The organism is Bradyrhizobium lupini (genome assembly GCF_040939785.1).
Classification (GTDB): domain Bacteria; phylum Pseudomonadota; class Alphaproteobacteria; order Rhizobiales; family Xanthobacteraceae; genus Bradyrhizobium; species Bradyrhizobium canariense_D.
In genome coordinates this window covers 7,228,233-7,248,401 of sequence record NZ_CP162553.1, presented here as the reverse complement: position 1 = coordinate 7,248,401, position 20,169 = coordinate 7,228,233, and the positions used below count along the sequence as shown (strand labels likewise).

Here is a 20,169-nt window from a genome sequence, read left to right as displayed (position 1 = left end):
ATTTGGAATGCCGATCTACTTGTTATCCGCAGCCGGGGCAGCCGCGGCCGGCGGCGTGAGCGGAACCGGTGCTGCCGCCGGCGCCCGCGCAGCCTTCGGCGCAGGCGGCTTCTTCGCGGCGGGAGCTGCGGCCTGCGCCGAGGCCGCTGCGGGGGCGCGCGGAGCCGCCGCGTTTGCGGTGGGCGCCGCCTGACGCGTCGGCGGCTCGGGATTCATGATGCTGACCGGCGGCGTCGACGAGGCACTCGGGAACTCGGCATTGGTCGGCTTGCCCGTCGGCATCGACGGCGGCAGTCCCGCAAGTGCGGCAGTGGCCGGCAACGATTGCGCTGCTGCAGGCGCATTCCAGGTCGGGGCGTAGCGCGCGACCAGCGTGTCGTAGAGATGGGAATCCATGTTGGCGGCGACCTGCTGCTGGTCGGTCAGCGAGCGGAAGGCCGCACAGTCGAACTGCGTACAGCCGTCGCGCACGACCAGTACCTGCGCGACCAAGCCATAGCGATCACGCTCCAGCGATTTGCGCAGCACCTTGATGTCGGGCGTCAGGCTCTTCTCGGCGGTCGCGGCATCGCCGAGCGCCGTCAGACGGTCGATCCTGGCCGCGGTCGTGGAGACGGCCGCAGCGGCCACGTCCGGCGCGCCGAACAGCGCCTTCTCGCAGCCCATGGCCACGGCATCGCCGGCGAGATCGTCGAGACAGGACAACGCCGGCAGGCTCGCGGTCATCGCCGCCTGTGCGCGCGCCTCGGTCGGCGTGGTCTGCCCCGCCGGTCCATCGACGCGCACAACAGCAGCCAGCGCGATGGCAATGGCGAGCAGCGCAAGGACGGTCAGCGCGCCGTTGGCGACCGATCGTTCGGCGCGCAGCAGCGTGACCAGGAGGATCAGCCCGAAGAAGCCGGCAGCCGCCAGCATCATCCACATTGGAAAGGCCGGCGAGCGCCAAATTTGGTCGAGCGACGAGGCCCATGCCCAGTTCATGCGCGACGTCCCCTCACGCGAGCAGAGAGCGAATGGTCAAAGCGAGTACCGAGAGTCGGCAACTGCCCCCGGCCCACCTTTTGAAGGTGAAGCGGGCCTTTTGACGGCGGCAGAATACAAATTCCCGGGGACGCGCCAATGCGCGGATAGCGTCGGCCTTCAGGACAGCGCGAGCTGGCTTTCCTTGGCGACACGTTCGAAGGCTTCGGTCGAGCTCTTGATCCGGTACTGACAGTCGTCACCATCGGTCGGCAGGAGGCGGATGACCTCATACGAACCGCTGGCAGCGGGGCGTGCGACATTGCTGGCGGTGAACAATACGCGCGCGCCAATAGGGAATTTGTGCTTCAACACCCTCTCCATCACTCAAACAACGCCTGCCACGCCCATGGTCCCACTGCGTCGGCCGGCCGGAAACCCGGCCGCTGTATAGCATGCGACGAGCGTTTTTGGCCAGCAGTATGCGACATGGCAAACGTGCGAATTTTGCAGTTATTTCAGAGTGATGCCGTCAGCCGACGATACCGCTGGAACCGGTTCTTCCGGGGGTATGTGGCAAACGGCCGTCGGGGCTGGCGTGATCCACCACCTTGGGCGGTTCCTGGGCCGTGAGGTCCCTCTCCCTGCCGACCATCCTAGCATGGAGCGCCGCCGGCTTGCTCGACGTCGAGCGAGGCCGATCACCGCAGATTACACGTTCTCGAACTTTTCGATGACAAGCGTTTCGGCGAGCGCGTCCCGGGTCCATTCCTGGAACGCCGGAAGCGCCAGCATCGTATCCATGTAGGCCTTGGTCTCCGGCGTGACCTCAATCGCGTAGGTGCGAAAGCGGTGCACGACCGGAGCATACATCGCATCCGCCGCGCCGAAGCGCCCGAACAGGAACGGTCCATTGGCGCCATACCGGGCCCGGCATTCGCGCCAGATCTCCTGTACGCGCGCGATATTGGCCTCGGCGTCCGCCGACAGCGTCACGGGGCGCACCGGGCGGTGCAGGTTCATGCCGCATTCGTTGCGAAGGGCCATGAAGCCGGAATGCATCTCGGCGCACACCGAACGGGCATGGGCGCGCGCGGCGGCCTCGTCCGGCCACAACTTCACTTCCGGATAGCGCTCGGCGATGTATTCGATGATGCTGAGCGAATCCCACACCGTGATGTCGCCATCGACCAGCACCGGCACCTTGCCGGAGCGGCGGAACGAGATGATCTGCTCCTTGTCCGCGGGATTGTCGGTGTAGAGCGGGATGAGGGTCTCCACGAACGGAATGTCGTTGGCGCGGAGCGCGAGCCAGGCCGCATCGACCATGACGAGTAATTCTTGTTGCCGATTGCGAGTTTCAGCGCAGCCATGTCATCAGTCCTTCTCGATACGCCTTGAAGCGAGCCGCTTTTAACGCCATCGCCTGCCGCCAATCAATCGTTGCTGCACCTCGCCATGCGTGGCAAGCGTTGCGATCCTCTCCAGGAGACTGACATGAGCAGGCATTGGGTCGACATCACAGCCGTCGGCTTCTTCATCATCGAATGGCTGGTCTACGCCCTGACGCTGGAGCATTCGGCCTATGGCCGCGACAGCCTGTCGGCGCGCATGAACCGCTACCGCGAGGTGTGGGTGCGCCGGCTGCTCGACCGCGACGCGCGCATGGTCGACATGCAGATCATGGCCTCGTTGCAGAACGGCACCGCCTTCTTCGCCTCCACCAGCCTGATCGCGCTCGGCGGCGCGCTGGCGCTGCTGCACGCGACCAACGACGCGATCACGATCTTGAGCAAGCTGCCGATCGATCTCAGTACCTCGCCGGCGATGTGGGAGCTGAAATGCGTCGGCCTCGTCCTGATCTGCGTCTATGCCTTCTTCAAATTCGCCTGGTCGTACCGCCTGTTCAACTATGTCGCGATCCTGTTCGGCGGCATGCCGGCAGCCTCGCAGCGTGACACGCCGGAGGCCGAAGCTCATGTGATCCGCACCTCGCGCCTGTTCGAATCCGCCGGCCGCCATTTCAACCGCGGCCAGCGCGCCTTCTTCTTCGCACTCGGCTATCTCGGCTGGTTCGTCAGCCCCTGGGTGTTGTTCGTGACCACGGCAACCGTGGTGATCGTGACTTGGCGGCGGCAATTCGCCTCGAGCGCGTGGGAAGCGATGGCGCCGGAGGTGGTGAATGGCGAGGAGACGCGGCGCGGTCCCTGACGCGCTCGTGTTGCGGCTCTGCAGTGCACCGCTGAGTAGCGGTGCGTCCACAAGAGCGAATGTGGCGCACCCTCTCTCCACATCGTCATTGCGAGCGCAGCGAAGCAATCCAGAATCCCTCCGCGGCGGCAGACTGGATTGCTTCGCTGCGCTCGCAATGACGGAGCATGAGGCGGCAGCGCCACTTTTCCAGCTCGCATCTTGAATTGCGACCATAGCTTCGCACCTTCGCGGCGCATTTTGCCCGAGTCTGGCCACTTCACCCTCTTGTCCCAAGAGGCACAGGGAAGTCTGCGGTCATAGTCCTAAGCCGGCGTCTCGATCTGCTATGTGCAGCGATTGCCGCATGGAACTCCCGAAAGTCGCTTTGATCTATCTCAATTCTCTTACAGGCGCGGGCATCAACTTGAGAGAGTCGCGTCCATCGCTCCGCCGCGCCGGCTGGGCGGTTGGGCGCTTCCAGGGAGCTCGATATGATCAAGTCGCTCGCAATTGCCACATTCGCCTTCTGCTTCGCAGTATCGGCTCAGGCGATGACACCTGCCCCGATTGCACAGCCCGAAAGCCTCGTTACGGAAGTTGCTGCTGCCTGCGGCGTCGGTAGGACACGTATCAACGGCGTGTGCGTAGCACGGACGACGGTCCGTCATACCCGTCGGGCGGTCCGCAGATGTGTGAGAGGAACAACGTGCTGATTGCTTGTCCTTCAGGACAATACCGCAAAGTGGTCTCGCCATGATTAAAATAGAAGAGTACCGACCCCAACGGTACATCAACGGCCCCCGGCCTCAGCCCTCCAGACTGAGGCCGTCTTGCGCCTGAAAGGTTGGCCGGACCGGTCACCTTGTCGGAATTATCGACCCGGCAACAGCATGAAACCGCAATGCTGATGCCAGCAGGCCAACAAAATCAAAACTCGAGAGCACGCTTCCATCGTCAATTGGCCAAGCCGATGCTGGAGGTGAATAGCGCAGACACACAAAGCAAATGTTTACGCAATTTACCACTCGACCATCAACGCGATGGTCTTCATTTTCCCATCTGATAATTGCCTTGCGCGCCTTGTTTGGTCGGATGCTCGGAATGGTCCTTTCGCAGCGGAGGTGGCCGGCATGTCCGAAATGGTAGAAGTGCTCGCCGGAACGAGTTTGTTTCTGCTCGCCTTCTCGCTGCTGATATTCGACATACCTCGCTACACCTTATCGCTGGTGTCTCTTGCTCTGTTCAGCTCGAAGCGGCGAAGCGCCAGTGGGACGGTTTGCCAAGCGACGGTAAGCGTGATTATCCCGACATTCAACGGCGGCTCCGGGCTTGCTCCTTCGATCAGCTCGCTGCGCCGGCAAACCCTGCGACCTGTCGAAATCATCGTCGTCGACGACGGCTCCACCGACGAAACACGCGCGGTCGCGGAGCGGGCGAGAGCGCAGGGGCTGGTTGACATGGTCATCTGCCATGGGACCCGCTGCGGCCGCAGCGCTGCCATCAACGCTGCAGCACGGTTTGCCCGCGGCGATCTTCTTCTGACCGTAGATGCCGACACTGTCTTCGAACCGAGCGCGGTTGAGCGCCTCGCGGCTGCGTTCGGCGATCCGCTCGTCGCCGGCGCAAGTTGCAACATCGCGATCAGCAATGAGCGCGATTCGATATGGACAGGACTTCAAAGCGTCGAATACCTGATGTCGATCACTGCGGGGCGGTCGATCCTCGACGTGGTCGATGCGATCGCGTGTCTGTCCGGCGCCTGTTCCATGTATCGCCGGGATATTTTTGCGCGACAGGGCGGGCTCGATGTCGGCCCGGGAGAGGATATGGAGTACACCTTGCGGCTCCGCAGACTCGGCTATGTCATTCGGTTCGTGTCCGACGCCTGGGCGGAAACAGCCGGCCCCGCAAGCGGCATCAGTCTGTTGCGCCAGCGCGCGCGCTGGGATCGCGATGCTCTGCGCATCCGTTTCATGATGTATGGCGAGCTGAGTTTTCGCCATCCGCTAGAGCGTTTACCGGACACGATCCAAAGGCTGGACTTCATCGTCTTCGATCTCGTTCCGACGCTCAGCCTGCCGTTCTACTTGGCCTACATTGTGCTGTTGTTCGGCCCGGATGCCGTGTTGTTTCTCTCGGCGATCTACCTGCTGCTGCTCTGGATCTCGGTATTCACTATGGCACTTGTGTTCGCCCTATTCCAACGATCCGTCGGAAACTTTGGCTGGAAGATGGCGCTGATCTTTCCCTTGTACCAGGGCGTCTATCTGAAGTGCGCGCGGTTTTTTTCCTACTCTTCGGAAATCATCTTTGCCTCGTCGCGGAACGATGATTTCGTGCCACCGCGCGTTCGCCGTGCACTATTCGGAGATCGGACAAAAGAGGTGGCCAAATGACGGTGGCCCTGACGCGACTCGATCCGCATATTCCCGATCCTATCGAGAGCCGTCGGCGCGCGGCCGGACGGACCGTCCGCGCCGCCTATGCGACAATCGTATTCGGCATACTCGCATTCTTTGTCGTCTATTTCGGGAGGCCAATTCTCTATCTCGGCGGCCCGGGCAGCGTGTCCTCGCCAAGATATTTGGTTTCACTGCCCTACATCGTGCAGATCAACAGCATCACCGTGGTGAGAGGTGGATCGGTCAAGGCAGGCGAAGAAATCGGAAGGGTGCGGTCTCCGCAGCACGATGAAATCGTCGCTACTTATATGCGCTCGCTCGCGGACATCGCCGGCCGCAAAGCGGAACTGCGTGTCAAAGCCCGGGTTGCGCGCAGAATCTCTCGACGCGGCGCGCTCACATCTGCAGCTTGCTGAGGAAGCTGTCCAACTTATCGCAACCTCATCGGCCGCGAGCCTGAATTACCGCATTGACATGTCGCGGGAGCGCGCCCTGGCGAACAAAGCCGTGGTCTCGCAGGAGGCGGAAGCCGCCGAGGCCAGCACTCAATTGGCCGCTCTCGACGAATTCAGCCGGCAACTTTCTGATCGCCTCGAAAAGGTTGAAAGCAGCTTTGCCGACGGAAGAATCTTTTCACCCATAGCTGGCATCGTCGCGAACAATCCAGCGCGTGCCGGCCAGTCACTGGTGGCGGGCACTCCGATCGCAGAAATTCTCGACCCCACCGATGTCTTCGTCGACTGGTACGTTCCCAACGAACGCCTGTCCGACCCGAAAGTCGGCAACGAAGTCTTTGTCCTGTTCGGCAACCGGCGAATTCTGGGCGAGATCGTGGAAATTCTGCCGGTGTCAGACGTGTACCCCGGAGCGGGCTCATCGGCGGCGCGCGAGCGTACCGCCTCGCAAATCGCGCGAATTCAGTTCAGCCCAGGCGCGCATCCCCCGGCGCTGAACTCGGCCGTCGACGTTCACATGCACTACACACAACTCAGCGCGCGCATCGCTTCCATGCTGGTGAAACTATTCGGGCTCGACGAGCTGTGAGAGGGAGCGAGGTGCAGCATGCAGATCGAAGCGAACCAAACGGGTTGCCCGGCTTGCGGCTCCTCCGCGCTGATGTTGTTTCCAGTATTCCACCACATGATCTGCGCCTATGTTGGTCCGGAGTATGACTTCACGCCAAACATCGCGGGATATACGTGCCCGAAGTGCTGCCGCGACATTGTGTCGGCCGACCCAGCTTGCGAGATCGTGGGCACTAGCGCGCGGTGCACAAGGTGTTGGGTCGAGATGGTGGTGTCCCCAGCGTGTGCTCCGGCTGGCTTGTAAGGATTAGCGGCGATCTCGGCTTATCCGTCGCTCAAGTGCGACTGCGGCGAGCAGAGTTGGACAGAGAATAAGCATAGGGTAGCTTCAGCAGCCAGGTAGAGCTGCCTTGGTCGGTAGCACGATGCCCGACTGTAACTACGATAGTTTCAACGGTCTCGCCTGTCTCCACAGGGCGAGTGAAGTTTGAGACAAATGGTTGCAACTCAACAGCGCATCGGTCAACAATGCCGCGCGAGTTGACGAAGGCGGAATTTTCACCACTTTTCCCAAGCGCGCCCGCGCTCCCACACACGGCGTTCTGGACCCAACGCGGTTGGCCGACATTGTGGCGATGGTCGCCGAGCAGGCACAAACTGCATAGACACCCGGTCGTAGCGGAGGCATCATAGCACCCGGTTGGCGTGTATCGGAGGACACCATGATCAGCTTGATCCGCGTTTTCGATATCGCCGTACTCACGTTGGGCATGTTCAACGTCTTGCTGGTGGCATTGATTATCTTTGCATTTTGATGCTCCCGCCGACGCGGCAATCGCCGTGCACGCGCGGCGGCTGCGCTTCAATTTCGCCGCCCGACTCAGGCTGAGGTTGTATTCGCTGCCGGCGTCTCGTCTGTGGCGGTTTGACAGGCGGCGCCGTGACGAAGCTTTGCAGCGCCGCTCGTCGGCACGAAGCTTTGGGCTCACAGAGAGCAATCCGCCCTGCCCTTGGCCTCTCGCACCCGAACGCTGCCGCGTCCACCGCAAGCCGGCTCGCGAACATGACGACCACAAGATCGCCCCTCAAGGATGAGCCGGGATGGCCAACACATACGCCGTGTCCGAATTTCGGCAAAGTGGAATATATTTGCGAAGATGGATTGACAGCAGAGCGACAAAGCAAGGCCGTAGCCCAAGCGAGAGTTTAGCCGCCGAAATCCCGCGGGCTGAACGGCAGGTCCATCACCTTCCATTCCCCGTATTTGTCGGCCGGCAACATCTTGTAGGGCTGGCAGGCCTGAAGCGCGCTCATGGCGGACTTCACGAGCGCGACGCCCTTTGCGGACGGCGGGGCTTCGATCAGGATCGGCTCGCGCGCCAGCGTGCCGTCGGTCGCGAGCACGGTGCGCAGCTTGATGTTGACGTTGTCGGTCGGCGCGACCCCAGCCGGCAGCTTGGCGCAGCTTCGCAAATGACGACGCAGCTCGGCGATGATTTCGACCGGCAGCTTCGCCGCGATTGAATCCTTGGCATCGCCGCCATCGTCTTTGGGGGCGTCTTTCGGCAGCTCCGTCGGAAATTCCGGCGGCAGGCCCAGCATGACGCCGTATTTGACAGTGACGTCGGGCTCCGGCGCCTGATAGGACGGCGGCGGCGCGGCCTCCGGGTGCTGCATCGCTTGTGGCAGTAGCTGTGGCGCCGGGGGCTGCGGCGTCGCCTGAGGCGGCGGCGACTGCGATGGCTGAGGCTGTGGCTGTGGAGGCTGCGGTTGCGGCTGCGCATTTGCCTCGCGCTGCTGCGGCGTCTGTGAAGGCTGTGGCTGCGGCTGTTTCTGCTGCGGCGGTTCAGGCGAGGCCTGCTGCTTCGAGGACTGTGCCGCAGCCTGCTGCTTCGCCTCGGGCTTCGGCGCGGCCGCCGCCTTGTCCTTATCGTTCAAATCGAACTTCGGCAGTTTCAGGTCAGGGGTCGGCTCCGGCGGCTTCGCCTTGAGTTTTTCCCCGGTCTTCTCCTCGGCTTTGGCCTCCTCCTGCTTCACCTGCTCCGGCGTCACGATGCTGACGGAAACCGATTCGGGCGGGCTGGCGTGAAACGGATGGACTTCGCTGATCACGATGATCAGCGCGACCAGCGTCAGATGGGCGATCGCCGACGCTGCAATGTCCGTCCGTATGATCTTCCGCAGTTCCATCGCCTGACTTCAGGTTGCCAAGCTGGTCCTAGCATACGGCAGGCCCCTCTCAATCCCATTTTGGCGCGAAGGCGAAATCGGTCAGGCGGCCCCTGGGACTGGCCAGCGCGGCGATCTGGGCCATCTCGTCGTCCGAAAGCTCGAAATCGAAGATCTCGATGTTTTCCGACAGGCGTTCGACGCGCGAGGTGCGCGGGATCGCAGCGACATTCTGTTGCACCAGCCAGCGCAGGCAGACCTGCGCCGGCGTCTTGTGATGCAGACGCCCGATCTCGGCGAGCGTCCGGTCGGTCTTGATCCGCCCCTTGGCGATCGGGCTGTAGGCGACCAGCGCGAGCCCGTGCTGATCGCAGGCCGCCCTCACCTTCGCCTGGTCGAGATAAGGGTGGTATTCGACCTGGTTGCAGGCCAGCGGCTCCGGCGACAACGCCACCGCCTGCTCGATCAGCGCCACGGTGAAATTGGAAACGCCGATGTGGCGGGTCAGGCCCATGCGCTTGGCATGCGACAGCGCGCCCAGCGTCTCCTCCAGCGGCACGTGCGAATTGGGCCAGTGCAGCAGCAGGAGATCGACGGAGGGAAGTCGCATGCGCGCCAGGCTCTCCTTGACCGAGCGCTCGAGATCGTGGGGCGCGAAATGATTGGTCCAGACCTTTGTCGTCAGGAAGATGTCGTCGCGGCGCACGCCGGAGGCGCGCAAGCCGTCGCCGACCTCGCGCTCATTCTCGTAGACCTGTGCGGTATCGATGTGGCGATAGCCGAGCCGCAGCGCCTGCTCGACCACACGGGTGCACATGCGCCCGCTCAGCTCCCAGGTCCCCAGCCCGATCGCCGGTATCCTTGCGCCATTGGTCTCGACGAACAGCATGAGGAATCCTCTCTGTCGCGGTCGCCCCAAATCATGATCCAGGCGTCATTATGAACCCGGCTGGCAACACTGCCAACGGGCGACACCGGCCGCCGGGTCGGATCTTGCGCGCAATGCTAACGGGAGGTTCGTGCCAGGCCTTGACGTCAGGCCTTGACGTCAGGCCTTGAGGTCAGGCCTCGAGCTCAGGCTTTGGCAAGCGCCTGGAATACGGTGTCAGGCGCATGCGCGATCACAGCGAGCAGCGCGCGGGCGGGTCCCCGCGGGGCCCGCTTGCCCTGCTCCCAATTGCGGATGGTCTCGACGGGAACGCCGAGCTTGGCCGCGAACTCCATCTGGGTCAGGCAGGCACGGCGGCGCAAATCGCGCACGGCGAGCGAGCTGGTGTCGGGCGGCGCTGCGTTAGGTACGGGCTGGATTGGAAACGGCTGGACCGGAAACTCCCGCCCATCCCGCAACTCGACAATCCGTCCGTCCGCCTTCAACCGCACACGCATGCTCATTCCCCCAAGCAAGGCGATGATGCGGCAGCTCGCTTAAGTTCGGATTAAAGATGATGGCTGCGTATACGGTCTCGTGCCCCGGACGCAGCGCAGCGCTTCTTCAGCGGTGCGCTGCAGAGCCGGGGCCCATGTCGCTGCAATACTGTGCCGCTTCTGGGTCCCGGTTGCGCAGCAACGCCAAGGGCGTTGCAGCGCGCCGGGGAGACGAGAGTGCGTGTAGCCCTACCTCAACCCGAACCACAACGTCGCGATGCCGAGGAAGGAGAAGAAGCCGACGACGTCAGTGACCGTTGTCACGAACGTGCCGGAGGCCACGGCCGGATCGGCCCTGACACGTTCGAGCGCCATCGGGATCAGGATGCCTCCGAGTGCGCCGGCGAAGAGGTTCACGATGATGGCGAGCCCGATGACCAGGCCGAGGCCCGGGATCCTGAACCAGGCCACCGCAGCGACGCCCGTGATCACGGCAAAGGCGAGACCGTTGACGAGGCCGACCAGGCCCTCGCGCACCACCACGCGCCAGGCATTGGAGGAGCCGAGCTCGCGCGTCGCCAGCGCCCGCACCGCGACCGTCATGGTCTGGGTCGCGGCATTGCCGCCCTGGCTTGCGACGATCGGCGCCAGCACGGCGAGCGCCACCATCTTCTCGAGCTGCCCCTCGAACAGGCCGAGCACGGACGACGCCAGAAAGGCGGTGGCGAGATTGACCAGCAGCCAGTTGAACCGCGCGCGTGCAATGGTGAACACGGTGTCGGACAGCTCTTCGTCGCTGTTGACGCCGCCGAGCGCCTTGAGGTCCTCGTCCGCCTCTTCCTCGATGACGTCGACGACGTCGTCGACGGTGATGACGCCGACGAGGCGGTCCTGGGTGTCGAGCACCGGGGCTGCGACGAGATTGTACTTGCCGAACATGCGCGCCACCTCCTCCTGGTCCTCCAGGACGGAGACGCGGCGGCGATCCTCGTCGGTCAGCTCGGCAAGCGCCACCGGGCGGCGGGCGCGCAGCAGCACGTCGAGCGAGACCGCGCCCTGCCAGTGCTGCTCCTTGTCGACGACGTAGATCTCGTAGAACCGGTCGGGCAGATCCGGCGTCTCGCGCATGTAGTCGATCGCCTGCCCCACGGTGAAATCCTGCGGCACGGCGATGAACTCGGTCTGCATCCGGCGGCCGGCGGAGTTCTCCGGATAAAGCAGGCTGCGCTCGAGCACGACGCGCTCCTTGAGCGGCAGCTTCTCGAGGATCTCCTCCTGATCGGCCTGATCGAGCGTTTCCAGCAGCTCGACCGCGTCGTCGGATTCGAGCTCGCGCACACCTTCCGCGACCGTCTGCGGCGGCAGTTCCTCGAGGATCTCCTCGCGCACGCCCTCGTCGAGCTCGTTCAGCGCGGAGAAGTCGAAATCGCGCCCCGTCAGCTCAACCAGGCGGACCCGATCGTCGGGCTCGAGAGCCCCAATGAGATCGCCGAGATCGGCCTCGTGCAGCTCGGCAACGCAAGCGCGCAGCGCGGCGCTGTCGCCGGCCTCGATCGCATGGGTAATTTCCGCGACGAATTCGTGACGAATTTCGCCGTCTTCATTGCGCATCGGCACGTGGTCGAGTACCGATTCCGCGGCAGATGCGGCACCGTCCAGATGTTCATCCATGGCGCGCCTCGCCGTTCGACAGGTTGGAACGAGTGGTCTGAGCTGACGGTTCAGGCAATACCCACAAGGCAACTCTGAGCGCAATGACAAAGATGCTTCGACTGAGGTGGACCTCGATGTCGGCAGGCGCAGCCCTCGCCGCCCTCACCGGCATCGCCTCGAGTGAAGCCGCCGAGTGCCCGCGCAAGGACGCGCTCGGCACCTCCCGCATTCTGAGCGTCGACGCCAAGACCGCGCCGCGCGTGGGCCTGAAGAGCTTTCCGCAGACGCTGGAGCTTGCCGATCACGAGGTCGTGCTGACCTTCGACGACGGCCCGCATCCGCCGACGACGTCGAAGGTATTGGTGGCACTGGCGCAGGAATGCGTGCGCGCGACCTTCTTCCTGATCGGCCTGCACGCCTCCGAACGCCCTGACATGGTCAAGCGCATCGCGCGCGAGGGCCACAGCATCGGTCACCACACCTTCTCGCACCCGTTCATGGCGCGCATTCCGTTCGACAAAGCGAAGAGCGAAATCGACCGCGGCATCGCGGCCGTCGAGCTGGCTCTGCACGGCACCTCGACAACGACGCCCGCGACCCCGTTCTTCCGCTTCCCCTATTTCGAGGCGACGCCAGCCGAGCTCGACCTGCTCCAGTCCCGCGGCATCGTGGTGTTCGGGGCCGACCTGTGGGCCAGCGACTGGAACGAGATGACGCCGGAGCAGGAATTGAAGCTCGTCACGGAGCGGCTCGCCGCCGCCGGCAAGGGTATCATCCTGTTCCACGATCCCAAGGCGCGTACGGCTGCGATCATGCCGGCCTTCCTGCGGTATCTGAGGGAGAACCGCTATCGGGTGGTTCACGTCGTGCCGGCGGGCGCATCACAGAAGAGTGCCGACGCGCATTGATGCCGGAATGTCACGCCGGTGCAAAATGGGGTGATTTGGGCCCTATTAACAGTCTGTTCATGCTACGCCATGCAAGTATCAAGGGGACTTGTCGCGGCAGGGTTCTGGGTAACGGTTCTTGCGCCTGAACCGTTTGCTGATGTCTCCGACCTACTATGGCGGCAATCGCGTAAGAGGGCAGACCGGGTTCATGATCGGAAGTAGCGTTGTTGCTCGGACGCGATCGTGGATCGTCCTTTGCCTTGGCAGCTTTCTTGGCGGATTCCTTGGTGTCCTGACCATCGGCTCGCCGGCCATTGCGGCCGACTGCCCCGGCCATCCGGACGCGCTCGGGACCTCCCGCACGCTCGTGGTCGATCCGCACGAGCATCCCCGCATCGGCACCATGCAGTACCGCGAGACGCTGCCGCTGAAGGACCATGAAGTCGTCCTGACCTTCGACGACGGTCCGTTGCCGAAATATTCCAACCAGGTGCTGCAGATCCTCGCCGACGAGTGCATCAAGGCGACCTTCTTCATCATTGGCGAACAGGCCAAGGCGAACCCGGAAGGCGTGCGCAAGCTGGTCGCAGCGGGCCATACCGTCGGCACCCACAGCATGACGCATCCGCTCACAATGGACCGGATGCCGCTCGACAAGGCCGAGGCGCAGATCAATGGCGGCATCGAGTGGACATCGGCCGCAATGACCGATCCGTCCAAGCTCGCGCCGTTCTTCCGCATTCCCGGCCTGATGCGCGCCGACGGCGTCGAGAACGTTCTGATCTCGCGCGGGATCCAGGTCTGGAGCGCCGATTTCCCGGCGGACGACTGGCGCCATGTGTCGCCCGATCGCGTCTATCAGCTCGCAATCCAGCGGCTTGAGGCCAAGGGCAAGGGCATCCTGCTGCTGCACGACATCCAGGCCCGCACGGTGGCGGCGCTGCCGAAGATTATCCGCGACCTCAAGGCGCGCGGCTATCGCATCGTGCACGTGGTGCCCGCGACCGCCGAGCAGCCGGCGACGCCGACAACGCCGGTGGAATGGCTGCTGCATCCGCCGACCGAGACCACACCGATCGCGCGCTGGCCGGCCGTGCCGAATTTCGTGTTCGCGCAGACCAAGACGCTTCCGGCACCCTCGCTGGCCGACCTCAACGCACAGGCCGCGCACCAACCGCTGCTGCCGCGCAAGACCATGGCGCTCGCCAATGTCGCGGCCACCCTGCCCGTGCCTGGCCGCGATCTCTTTGCGATCCCGGAAGGCTCGGTCGAGGTGCTGCTGTCGACGACCTTGTCGCGGCGCGCCGCGACGCGCCTGGCAATGGCGGCCGAGAAGCCTCCGACGGCCAAGGTCAAAGCCGGCAAGTGGCACGCTCACCGCACCGCGCGCGCTGCTCATGGCACACCGAACCACGCCGCAGAGACCGAGGGCACTGCAGCCAAGAGCACTGCCCCCAAGAGCGCCGCGCCCAAGAGCACAGCGCCGCGCCCGACCCGTGTGGCAAGCCTGAAGAAGCGCGCGCAGTAGAGCTTACTGTCGCATGATGTTGGCGACGCAGAGCAATACGATCAGCGCCAGGAAGAACAGGTCCATATAGGACTTGACCTCGCCGTCGCGCCGCAGCCGGGCGACGTCAACCACGACCTGCTTGCGCACACTCGTTCCGCCAGTGCCCTCATTGAGCGGAGCCTGAAGGCGCTTGGTCTCGGCTTCCAGCTTCTCGATCTTCTGGTAAAAGTAGAACGCCCGCAGCGTCGAAGCTGCGCGCATGCCGGTATAGACCAGCACCAGGATCGCGATAATCGCCCGGTTCTGGTACTTCTCCATGAAATTCAGGCTGAAATAGACCATCGCCATGAATGCGAAGTTGGTCACGAAGCGATAGACGAAGCTTAAAAAGACCATGCGGGCTTAAGCCTTGAAGGGTGGCGCAACCGACCGTGTTGCAAATGCGGGGATCAGGAGCCCAGACCGGAACAGCCGGCCTGAATGCCATGCAGCCCCGTCTACGCCAACTTTGTTTCAACAAAGATACTATTGCCCCGGCAATGCCGCCTTTTAGCCACGCCCGGCCATAATGCAAGCCGGAGCCCCGGCCGTCGAGCCGTCCGCGCGCCTGTTGGCTGCAACGGCTCCTTGGAGATTTGGCGGAAGTCCCGATAGACTGGGGTCGCCACATGTGGGGTCTGCCGATGCCGAAGAAGGGAATCACCGGCCACGACGACTGGGTTCTGACCGAGGCGCTGGCGACTGCGCTGGTCGCGCTGGAGCAGCTCGACACCAAGCACCAGCCGAGCGCGCATATGGACGACATCCGCAAGATGCTCGCGAACGGCAAGGAGCCGGCGGCGGTGACCCTGCATCTCGCCCAGGCCAAATGCCGGCTTTTTCCCGACCTCGATCCGCTGGAGATCTACCGGGAATACGGCATCGGCGAGGAATATGGCTGAGGGCGCCGTTGACGGCCGGACCTAAGGCCCGCCGGCGACCGATCCGGCGATCACCATGACCAGCGCGGCCAAGTCGATCTTGCCGTTGACGATCAGCTCCTCCGAGGCTTTCGCGTCGTGCGCCCGTTCGACCTTCAGCGATTGCGGCCGGTTCGCCGCCTGCCGCTTCAGCTCCTCGACGATGGCTTCCGTGAGTTTCTCTTCCAGCATGGGCTTGTCCTCAGGCCGCCATCGCACGGCAGGATTGCGCGCAGGAGCGGCACATGGCGACGCACTCGTCCATGCCGCCGACCCGCTCGCAATCCTCGGCGCATTCGCTGCAAATTTCGGCGCATTCGCCGCATGTGTGCCGGTGATGCGGCGTATTGATCAGCATGAAATGCGCCGCCGTCCGGCACATTTCGGCGCACGCCATCATCAGGCGGAAATGCTTGGGCTCGACGTGCTTGCCGCCGGTCTCGAGGCAATGGTTCATCGCGGTGCCGAGGCAGGTCTGATAGCAGCTCATGCAGAGCGCGATGCAGCGCGTCATGTCTTCGGATTGAGCCATCCGGTGTCTCCATTGCTCGCCCCCTGCACCGGTCAACCAGGGGGATGTTGTGATCGTTCCTGCCGTCGTGCCGATTGTGACGTCCAGGGAACCTCGCAAAGCTAGCCGTAACGCCTGGCGCGCACCGCCCGGTAGCGAGCATCGGTCTGCGGCTTGATGAACAAGGCGGCCACGCTTGGATGGCGTTTGCGTATCTCGGTCTCGATCGAAACGACGCATCGCTCGATATCGTCGGCGCGCTTGTCGTCCGCAAATTCGATGCTGAGGGCCGCAACGATTTCGGCCGGCGACAGCTGCACCGTCAGCAGGCCGTTGGCCCTGAGCACGCCGGGCGACCGCCTTGCGATGTCGAGGACCGATCGCGCAAGTTCCGGATCGGCGGGCTCGCCGATCAGCAGGCTCTTGCTCTCGCGCGCGAGACCGATCGACACGATCGCCAGCAATATCCCGATCATGATCGAACCGATCCCGTCCCAGACCGGCTGGCGCAGCAATACGGCCGCGGCAGTGGCCGCCGCGGCAATGGCGATGCCGACCAGCGCCGCGCTGTCCTCGAGCAGCACCATGAATGCCGGAGGATCCTTGCTGCGAACGAAAGCCTGGTAATACCCGAACCGCTGGCCGTCGGAGCTGAAGCGCCGCAGGGCAACCAGCCAGGAACCGCCTTCAAACAGGAACGACAGCCCGAGCACCACGAAGCTGACGATCGGACTTTCGATCGGCTCGGGTGCGGCGACATGCAGAATGCCCTGATACAGCGAGACACCGGCGCCCAGGGCGAAGATCAGCAGCGCAACGATGAAGCTCCAGAAATACAGCTCGCGCCCATAGCCGAGCGGATGGGATTCGTCGGGCGAGCGGCTCGCGCGCCGGTAGCCGTAGAGCAGCAGGATCTCATTGGTCGTATCGACGAGCGAATGCACCGCTTCGCTCGTCATGGCCGAACTTCCCGTCCACGCGGCGGCGCCGATCTTCGTGACCGCGACCAGGACATTGCCGAAGAGCGCCGCATAGACCGCGGTCTTCGAGGATGATTCTGTTGCCAATGTCCGATACCCCGTTCCTCATGCCAGCCGCCGCGGCAGGCTGTTGTGGATCGTGCAGGCGGCGAGCGCGGCGTGGCCGAACGCGACCGATATCTGGTGCAGGTCGGTGACGACGTCGCCGATGCCGTAGAGCCCGTCGACCGAGCTGCGCTGATGGTCGTCGACTTTCAGATGGCCGTCTGCGGTGTGTTCGGCCCCAAGCGTCATCGCGAGATGCGAGCGCACTTCCGCACCCATCACCGGGTAGACCATCTCGAATTGCGCCGTCCGGCCATCGGCGAAGACGGCTTCAACGCCGTCGTCTCGCCGCCTCAGGCGCAGGCCGGGCGCGACGACGATCTCGACACCGGCTTCATTGAGCTCCGCTGCCGCGGGCTTCCCGTCATCCTCGCCCGTTGCCAGCAGCGTCACGTCGCGCGAGTAGCCGCGCATGAAGAGCGCCTTGCCGGCGGCGCGGTGAAGCGGACCGACGATGCCGATGCGACGGTCGATCGCCTCGAAGGCGTCGCAAACGGGACAGTAGCGCAACAGCCCGTCCGCGACGGCCGCGCGCCATTCGTCGAACGGCGGATGGGCGTCGACGATGCCGCAGGCAAGGATGACGGTGGCGGCCGTATGCGCGCCGCCGTTCCAGATCGCCTGAAAACCGTGATCGTGTCGTCGCAAGCTGGTGACCTCGGCATCAACGCGCGTGACCGCGAGCTCGCCCAGTTGCGCGGACATGCGCGCGAGCAGGTCAGTGCCGGAGAGGCCGTGGACGAAGCCCGGCACATTGTGACTGCGCGGGATCAGCGCCGCCCGGCTCGCGCCTGCGTCCACGACACAGACGCGGCGCCGAAATCGCGCGAGGTAGATCGCAGCCATCAGCCCGGCCGGGCCGCCGCCGACGATCAGGCAATCATACGGCTGATCATTCGCCATCATTTGGGGTTTGGATCCGACAGGCCCGCACCGGGCTCGCGAAGCTGTCCGCTCCGCGCCAGGCGGACCGCGTTGCCGAGTGCGCGCGCGACGTTCTGCACCTCCGTCTGGAATGCCCTGTCGTCATCGAGGTCGCGGTGCGAGGTGGCGTATGGCTCCATGTAGCCGACATAGCCATCGAGCTCGGCGAAGCGGCCCGCCGAGATCAACTGCATATCGGTCAACCAATCCGACAAGGCCCGGCGCACGCCCTCGGCACCGACCGCATCGCCGTGAACGACGAGGCCGAAATGACGGCCGGCGAGATGGCGCGGATAAGGCCAGCCCTTCAGCTCCAGCGCCTTCGCCTCGGCCGCCTTCTTGCCGTGGGTCGAGGTCGGATCGGGATTGCCGCCGTCGGCGCAGACCATGCGGTCCATCATCGCCTTCAGTCCGGCGGGTACGTGATACCAGTTCACCGGCGTCACGATCAGGATGCCGTGGGCCGCGACCCACAGCGGATAGATATCGTTCATCCAGTCGTCGGTCTGCCCCAGCGAATAGTTTGGATAGCAGCTGCACGGCCAGTGGCAGAGCGGCATCGCGGTTCCGACGCAGGATTTGCAGGGATGGATCGTCTTGCCGAACTCCGAGGCCAGGCGCGACAGGTCCAGGATGTCGACGGCAAACCCAAGCTCGGCAAAGACCGGCTCGGCGAGTTCGACCAGACGCCAGGTCTTGGACATCTCGCCGGGACAGGTGTGCTCGCTGCGGGCCGAGCCGTTGATGATGAGGATGCGCGGCGTCTCGTCCGCATCGTCATGGCGTCGCTGCGCCGCCAGGATCTTCGCGCGCGCATCGAGCCAGTCGATGGCGATGTCGTAATCGGGATCGGAGAATCCCGCGCCCGCCTTTCGCGTCAGCGGGGCCTTGCGTGAATCGCTGTAGGCGTCCCAGGCCGCGCCGACGATGGCGTCGAGCTCGCGCTGGAGCGGTGCAAAGGCGGGATCGACGAACCGGCTCCTGTAGCGGCGCTCGAAGGCCTCGCGCGAGAGCTTGACGGGCGGCATCCCCTTGCGAATGTCGGCTTCCGTCATGCTGGCTCCTCGCGAGGTCGGTACAGTTCGACCAACCCGGGGCGCAGCGCGCGGTTCCTTCTCGCTCTCCTCTCGTCGCCCTACTGGCGGACAACTTCCGGCGGCACATCGAACTGCGCGATGCGCTGGTCCAGCCGCCACAGTTCGATGCGGTGCACCAGCACGAGCGATGCGGCCTCGCGCTTGGCCTGCTCATCATCGTCGCAGACCAGGTTGATGCATCCAAACACATGCCCGTCCGGATCGATCTGGAACGCGCGGTAGTGCTTGATGCTCCGCATCGTCACCCTCCCCGTCTCGGGTAGACAGGTTCGCTCAGCCAGTCCGTCAGGTTCGAGGTCACCTCGTTCTGCTTGGCGCGCTGAAGCAGCATGTCGCGCTCCTTGCCGGGCGGCAGGCTGCGCGCACGCTCGCGAGCGGTTTGGGCGAATGCCGCCAACCGCTCCTGGAGCGATTGGGTCTGTTTCCTGCGGTTGCGTTTCGCGGTCATTGTACTTTCACAAAGCCCTTCAGATGGAAGGATTGGGATGGGAGGAATTGGCCCCGGCGGGAGGTCGGCGCCGGGGCCAGAGTTTCGTGCCGGTTGGGGCGGCCCAGCCCGGCAGTGTTGGCAGCTTCGGCCGCAACCGCAGGTTCCGGCATTTCAATAAGTTAACGGTGCGTGATTTTGCTGGTGCGAAACGAAACGGCCGAGCAGCGACGGATGCGCGCATTCCCTTCGCGCGCCGGCACTGCCTCGAGTGCGCCGGAACCGAAATGCTGATTCGCTTATTGATGAGGGACTTGAAGGAGGATCATCATGGTGAAAGCAGCATGGAAACAACCGGGTTCACCGATCGGCCGCAAGGGCCCGCGCAAGGCAAACCCCGCGTACAAGCGGCGGGCGCGCGAACGATGGACACCTGCGGACGTGAGCAAGCTGAAGCAGCTCGCAAAGGAAACACGCCCACGGGCGTCATGAGCATCAAGCTGCAGCGTCCGGTCGCGGCCATTCGCAGCAAGGCGCAGCGCGAAGGCATTTCGCTCAAGCCCGTCAACCGCTCGCCTTACAACAGGCGATCCAAAGCAGCGAAGCGGCGCTGAGCGAGGCACCCATCCCGGCGCAGCTAGACGTTTAGTGTCGTCGGCTCCTATTCCGACGGCGCGCGGTGCCGGAGATCCTGTCCTTCCCGGTCGTCGCGGAGGGCCTTGAGCTCCGAGCGCAACATCGCGCTTTCCATCACCACCCGGCGCACCTGGCGCGTGGCGTGATCAAGCTGGTCCGCGACCGCTCTGCGCTGCGCCCGGAGGGCGCGGCTTGCTTCGATCGCGCGCTCAGCGCGGGCAAGCAGGACGTCGTTCATGGAACGACAATACAGGATTCGGGACGAAACTGCCTTTACGTAAGTTACGTCAATTACTCAAAACCAGCCATCCGCTCAAAAGACATTCGCGAACGCTAACCTGGATCAAGTACGACCGTTCCCCA

24 protein-coding genes and 1 pseudogene are annotated in these 20,169 nt (G+C 63.9%); 9 read left to right on the top strand and 16 right to left on the bottom strand.

The genetic code is table 11. From position 1 onward, the window contains the following. Nucleotides 1-15: 15 nt before the first annotated feature. The 3 genes and pseudogenes from AB3L03_RS34850 to AB3L03_RS34840 form a co-directional block, all read right to left on the bottom strand. On the bottom strand, nt 16-981 hold the full coding sequence (locus AB3L03_RS34850) for a hypothetical protein (protein ID WP_368507946.1): 966 nt from the start codon (nt 979-981) through the stop codon (nt 16-18). 159 nt (nt 982-1,140) lie between these two features. Continuing rightward, nucleotides 1,141-1,344 carry a hypothetical protein gene (locus tag AB3L03_RS34845; RefSeq protein ID WP_007611353.1) on the bottom strand — a complete coding sequence of 68 codons (204 nt, stop codon included), beginning with the start codon at nt 1,342-1,344 and terminating at the stop codon, nt 1,141-1,143. 327 nt (nt 1,345-1,671) lie between these two features. Further along, nucleotides 1,672-2,333, bottom strand: a pseudogene (locus AB3L03_RS34840) (glutathione S-transferase family protein). Nucleotides 2,334-2,457: 124 nt separating this feature from the next. Between AB3L03_RS34840 and AB3L03_RS34835 the strand changes: the two are divergent. From AB3L03_RS34835 to AB3L03_RS34815, 5 genes are all read left to right on the top strand, one after another. Then, nucleotides 2,458-3,171 carry a DUF599 domain-containing protein gene (locus tag AB3L03_RS34835; protein ID WP_085351440.1) on the top strand — a complete coding sequence of 238 codons (714 nt, stop codon included), beginning with the start codon at nt 2,458-2,460 and terminating at the stop codon, nt 3,169-3,171. Between the two features lie 1,112 nt (nt 3,172-4,283). Then, nucleotides 4,284-5,549 (top strand): glycosyltransferase, encoded by a 1,266-nt coding sequence (locus AB3L03_RS34830; protein WP_368507945.1) that lies wholly within the window; start codon nt 4,284-4,286, stop codon nt 5,547-5,549. Further along, nucleotides 5,546-5,971, top strand: a complete 426-nt coding sequence (locus tag AB3L03_RS34825) for a hypothetical protein (protein WP_368507944.1) — start codon at nt 5,546-5,548, stop codon at nt 5,969-5,971. Before AB3L03_RS34830 ends, AB3L03_RS34825 begins: the two co-directional genes overlap by 4 nt. Continuing rightward, the gene (locus AB3L03_RS34820) at nt 5,922-6,599 is read left to right on the top strand and encodes an HlyD family efflux transporter periplasmic adaptor subunit (RefSeq protein ID WP_368507943.1); all 678 of its coding nucleotides are present in this window, start codon (nt 5,922-5,924) and stop codon (nt 6,597-6,599) included. The genes AB3L03_RS34825 and AB3L03_RS34820 overlap by 50 nt, the downstream gene beginning before the upstream one ends. Nucleotides 6,600-7,080: 481 nt before the next feature. Then, nucleotides 7,081-7,245 carry a hypothetical protein gene (locus AB3L03_RS34815; protein ID WP_247336178.1) on the top strand — a complete coding sequence of 55 codons (165 nt, stop codon included), beginning with the start codon at nt 7,081-7,083 and terminating at the stop codon, nt 7,243-7,245. A gap of 541 nt (nt 7,246-7,786) precedes the next feature. On the opposite strand, the gene AB3L03_RS34810 is transcribed toward AB3L03_RS34815, so the two are convergent. From AB3L03_RS34810 to mgtE, 4 genes are all read right to left on the bottom strand, one after another. After that, complete coding sequence (locus tag AB3L03_RS34810; protein ID WP_368507942.1) at nt 7,787-8,770, bottom strand: hypothetical protein; 984 nt, start codon at nt 8,768-8,770, stop codon at nt 7,787-7,789. 49 nt (nt 8,771-8,819) lie between these two features. Further along, entirely contained in the window at nt 8,820-9,638 is an 819-nt protein-coding gene (locus AB3L03_RS34805) for an aldo/keto reductase (RefSeq protein ID WP_018455196.1), read from the bottom strand. A gap of 185 nt (nt 9,639-9,823) precedes the next feature. Further along, nucleotides 9,824-10,141 carry a DNA-binding transcriptional regulator gene (locus tag AB3L03_RS34800; protein ID WP_085351361.1) on the bottom strand — a complete coding sequence of 106 codons (318 nt, stop codon included), beginning with the start codon at nt 10,139-10,141 and terminating at the stop codon, nt 9,824-9,826. A gap of 222 nt (nt 10,142-10,363) precedes the next feature. Beyond that, nucleotides 10,364-11,785, bottom strand: coding sequence for a magnesium transporter (mgtE, locus tag AB3L03_RS34795; protein WP_018455198.1), 1,422 nt, complete (start codon nt 11,783-11,785; stop codon nt 10,364-10,366). A 116-nt stretch (nt 11,786-11,901) separates the two neighbouring features. Here mgtE and AB3L03_RS34790 point away from each other — a divergent pair, with 116 nt between their 5' ends. Together AB3L03_RS34790 and AB3L03_RS34785 are read left to right on the top strand one after the other, a co-directional pair. Further along, nucleotides 11,902-12,675 (top strand): polysaccharide deacetylase family protein, encoded by a 774-nt coding sequence (locus AB3L03_RS34790; RefSeq protein WP_368507941.1) that lies wholly within the window; start codon nt 11,902-11,904, stop codon nt 12,673-12,675. Nucleotides 12,676-12,865: 190 nt separating this feature from the next. Continuing rightward, nucleotides 12,866-14,185 (top strand): polysaccharide deacetylase family protein, encoded by a 1,320-nt coding sequence (locus AB3L03_RS34785; RefSeq protein WP_368509110.1) that lies wholly within the window; start codon nt 12,866-12,868, stop codon nt 14,183-14,185. Nucleotides 14,186-14,188: 3 nt separating this feature from the next. Here AB3L03_RS34785 and AB3L03_RS34780 read toward each other — a convergent pair whose 3' ends face one another. Next, nucleotides 14,189-14,563 carry a hypothetical protein gene (locus AB3L03_RS34780; RefSeq protein ID WP_368507940.1) on the bottom strand — a complete coding sequence of 125 codons (375 nt, stop codon included), beginning with the start codon at nt 14,561-14,563 and terminating at the stop codon, nt 14,189-14,191. Between the two features lie 287 nt (nt 14,564-14,850). Here AB3L03_RS34780 and AB3L03_RS34775 point away from each other — a divergent pair, with 287 nt between their 5' ends. Further along, nucleotides 14,851-15,108: a hypothetical protein gene (locus AB3L03_RS34775; protein WP_240543306.1), complete on the top strand. Its 258-nt coding sequence runs from the start codon at nt 14,851-14,853 to the stop codon at nt 15,106-15,108. Nucleotides 15,109-15,129: 21 nt separating this feature from the next. On the opposite strand, the gene AB3L03_RS34770 is transcribed toward AB3L03_RS34775, so the two are convergent. From AB3L03_RS34770 to AB3L03_RS34740, 7 genes are all read right to left on the bottom strand, one after another. Then, nucleotides 15,130-15,318: a hypothetical protein gene (locus AB3L03_RS34770; protein ID WP_018455203.1), complete on the bottom strand. Its 189-nt coding sequence runs from the start codon at nt 15,316-15,318 to the stop codon at nt 15,130-15,132. Between the two features lie 10 nt (nt 15,319-15,328). After that, nucleotides 15,329-15,658, bottom strand: coding sequence for a four-helix bundle copper-binding protein (locus tag AB3L03_RS34765; protein ID WP_007611368.1), 330 nt, complete (start codon nt 15,656-15,658; stop codon nt 15,329-15,331). A gap of 101 nt (nt 15,659-15,759) precedes the next feature. Then, nucleotides 15,760-16,704 (bottom strand): cation diffusion facilitator family transporter, encoded by a 945-nt coding sequence (locus AB3L03_RS34760; RefSeq protein WP_247362521.1) that lies wholly within the window; start codon nt 16,702-16,704, stop codon nt 15,760-15,762. A gap of 18 nt (nt 16,705-16,722) precedes the next feature. After that, nucleotides 16,723-17,628 (bottom strand): NAD(P)/FAD-dependent oxidoreductase, encoded by a 906-nt coding sequence (locus AB3L03_RS34755; RefSeq protein WP_247336174.1) that lies wholly within the window; start codon nt 17,626-17,628, stop codon nt 16,723-16,725. After that, the gene (locus AB3L03_RS34750; RefSeq protein ID WP_018455206.1) at nt 17,625-18,701 is read right to left on the bottom strand and encodes a flavodoxin family protein; all 1,077 of its coding nucleotides are present in this window, start codon (nt 18,699-18,701) and stop codon (nt 17,625-17,627) included. Before AB3L03_RS34750 ends, AB3L03_RS34755 begins: the two co-directional genes overlap by 4 nt. Nucleotides 18,702-18,781: 80 nt before the next feature. Next, entirely contained in the window at nt 18,782-18,982 is a 201-nt protein-coding gene (locus tag AB3L03_RS34745; protein ID WP_026232903.1) for a hypothetical protein, read from the bottom strand. 2 nt (nt 18,983-18,984) lie between these two features. Next, a complete protein-coding gene (locus AB3L03_RS34740; RefSeq protein WP_018455208.1) occupies nt 18,985-19,191 on the bottom strand; it encodes a hypothetical protein in 207 nt (68 codons plus the stop codon). 23 nt (nt 19,192-19,214) lie between these two features. On the opposite strand from AB3L03_RS34740, the gene AB3L03_RS34735 reads away from it, so the two are divergent. Next, nucleotides 19,215-19,784, top strand: a complete 570-nt coding sequence (locus AB3L03_RS34735; RefSeq protein WP_368507939.1) for a hypothetical protein — start codon at nt 19,215-19,217, stop codon at nt 19,782-19,784. Nucleotides 19,785-19,831: 47 nt separating this feature from the next. Here the strand turns inward: AB3L03_RS34735 and AB3L03_RS34730 are convergent, their stop codons facing one another. Then, entirely contained in the window at nt 19,832-20,044 is a 213-nt protein-coding gene (locus AB3L03_RS34730; protein WP_018455210.1) for a hypothetical protein, read from the bottom strand. Nucleotides 20,045-20,169: the final 125 nt, after the last annotated feature.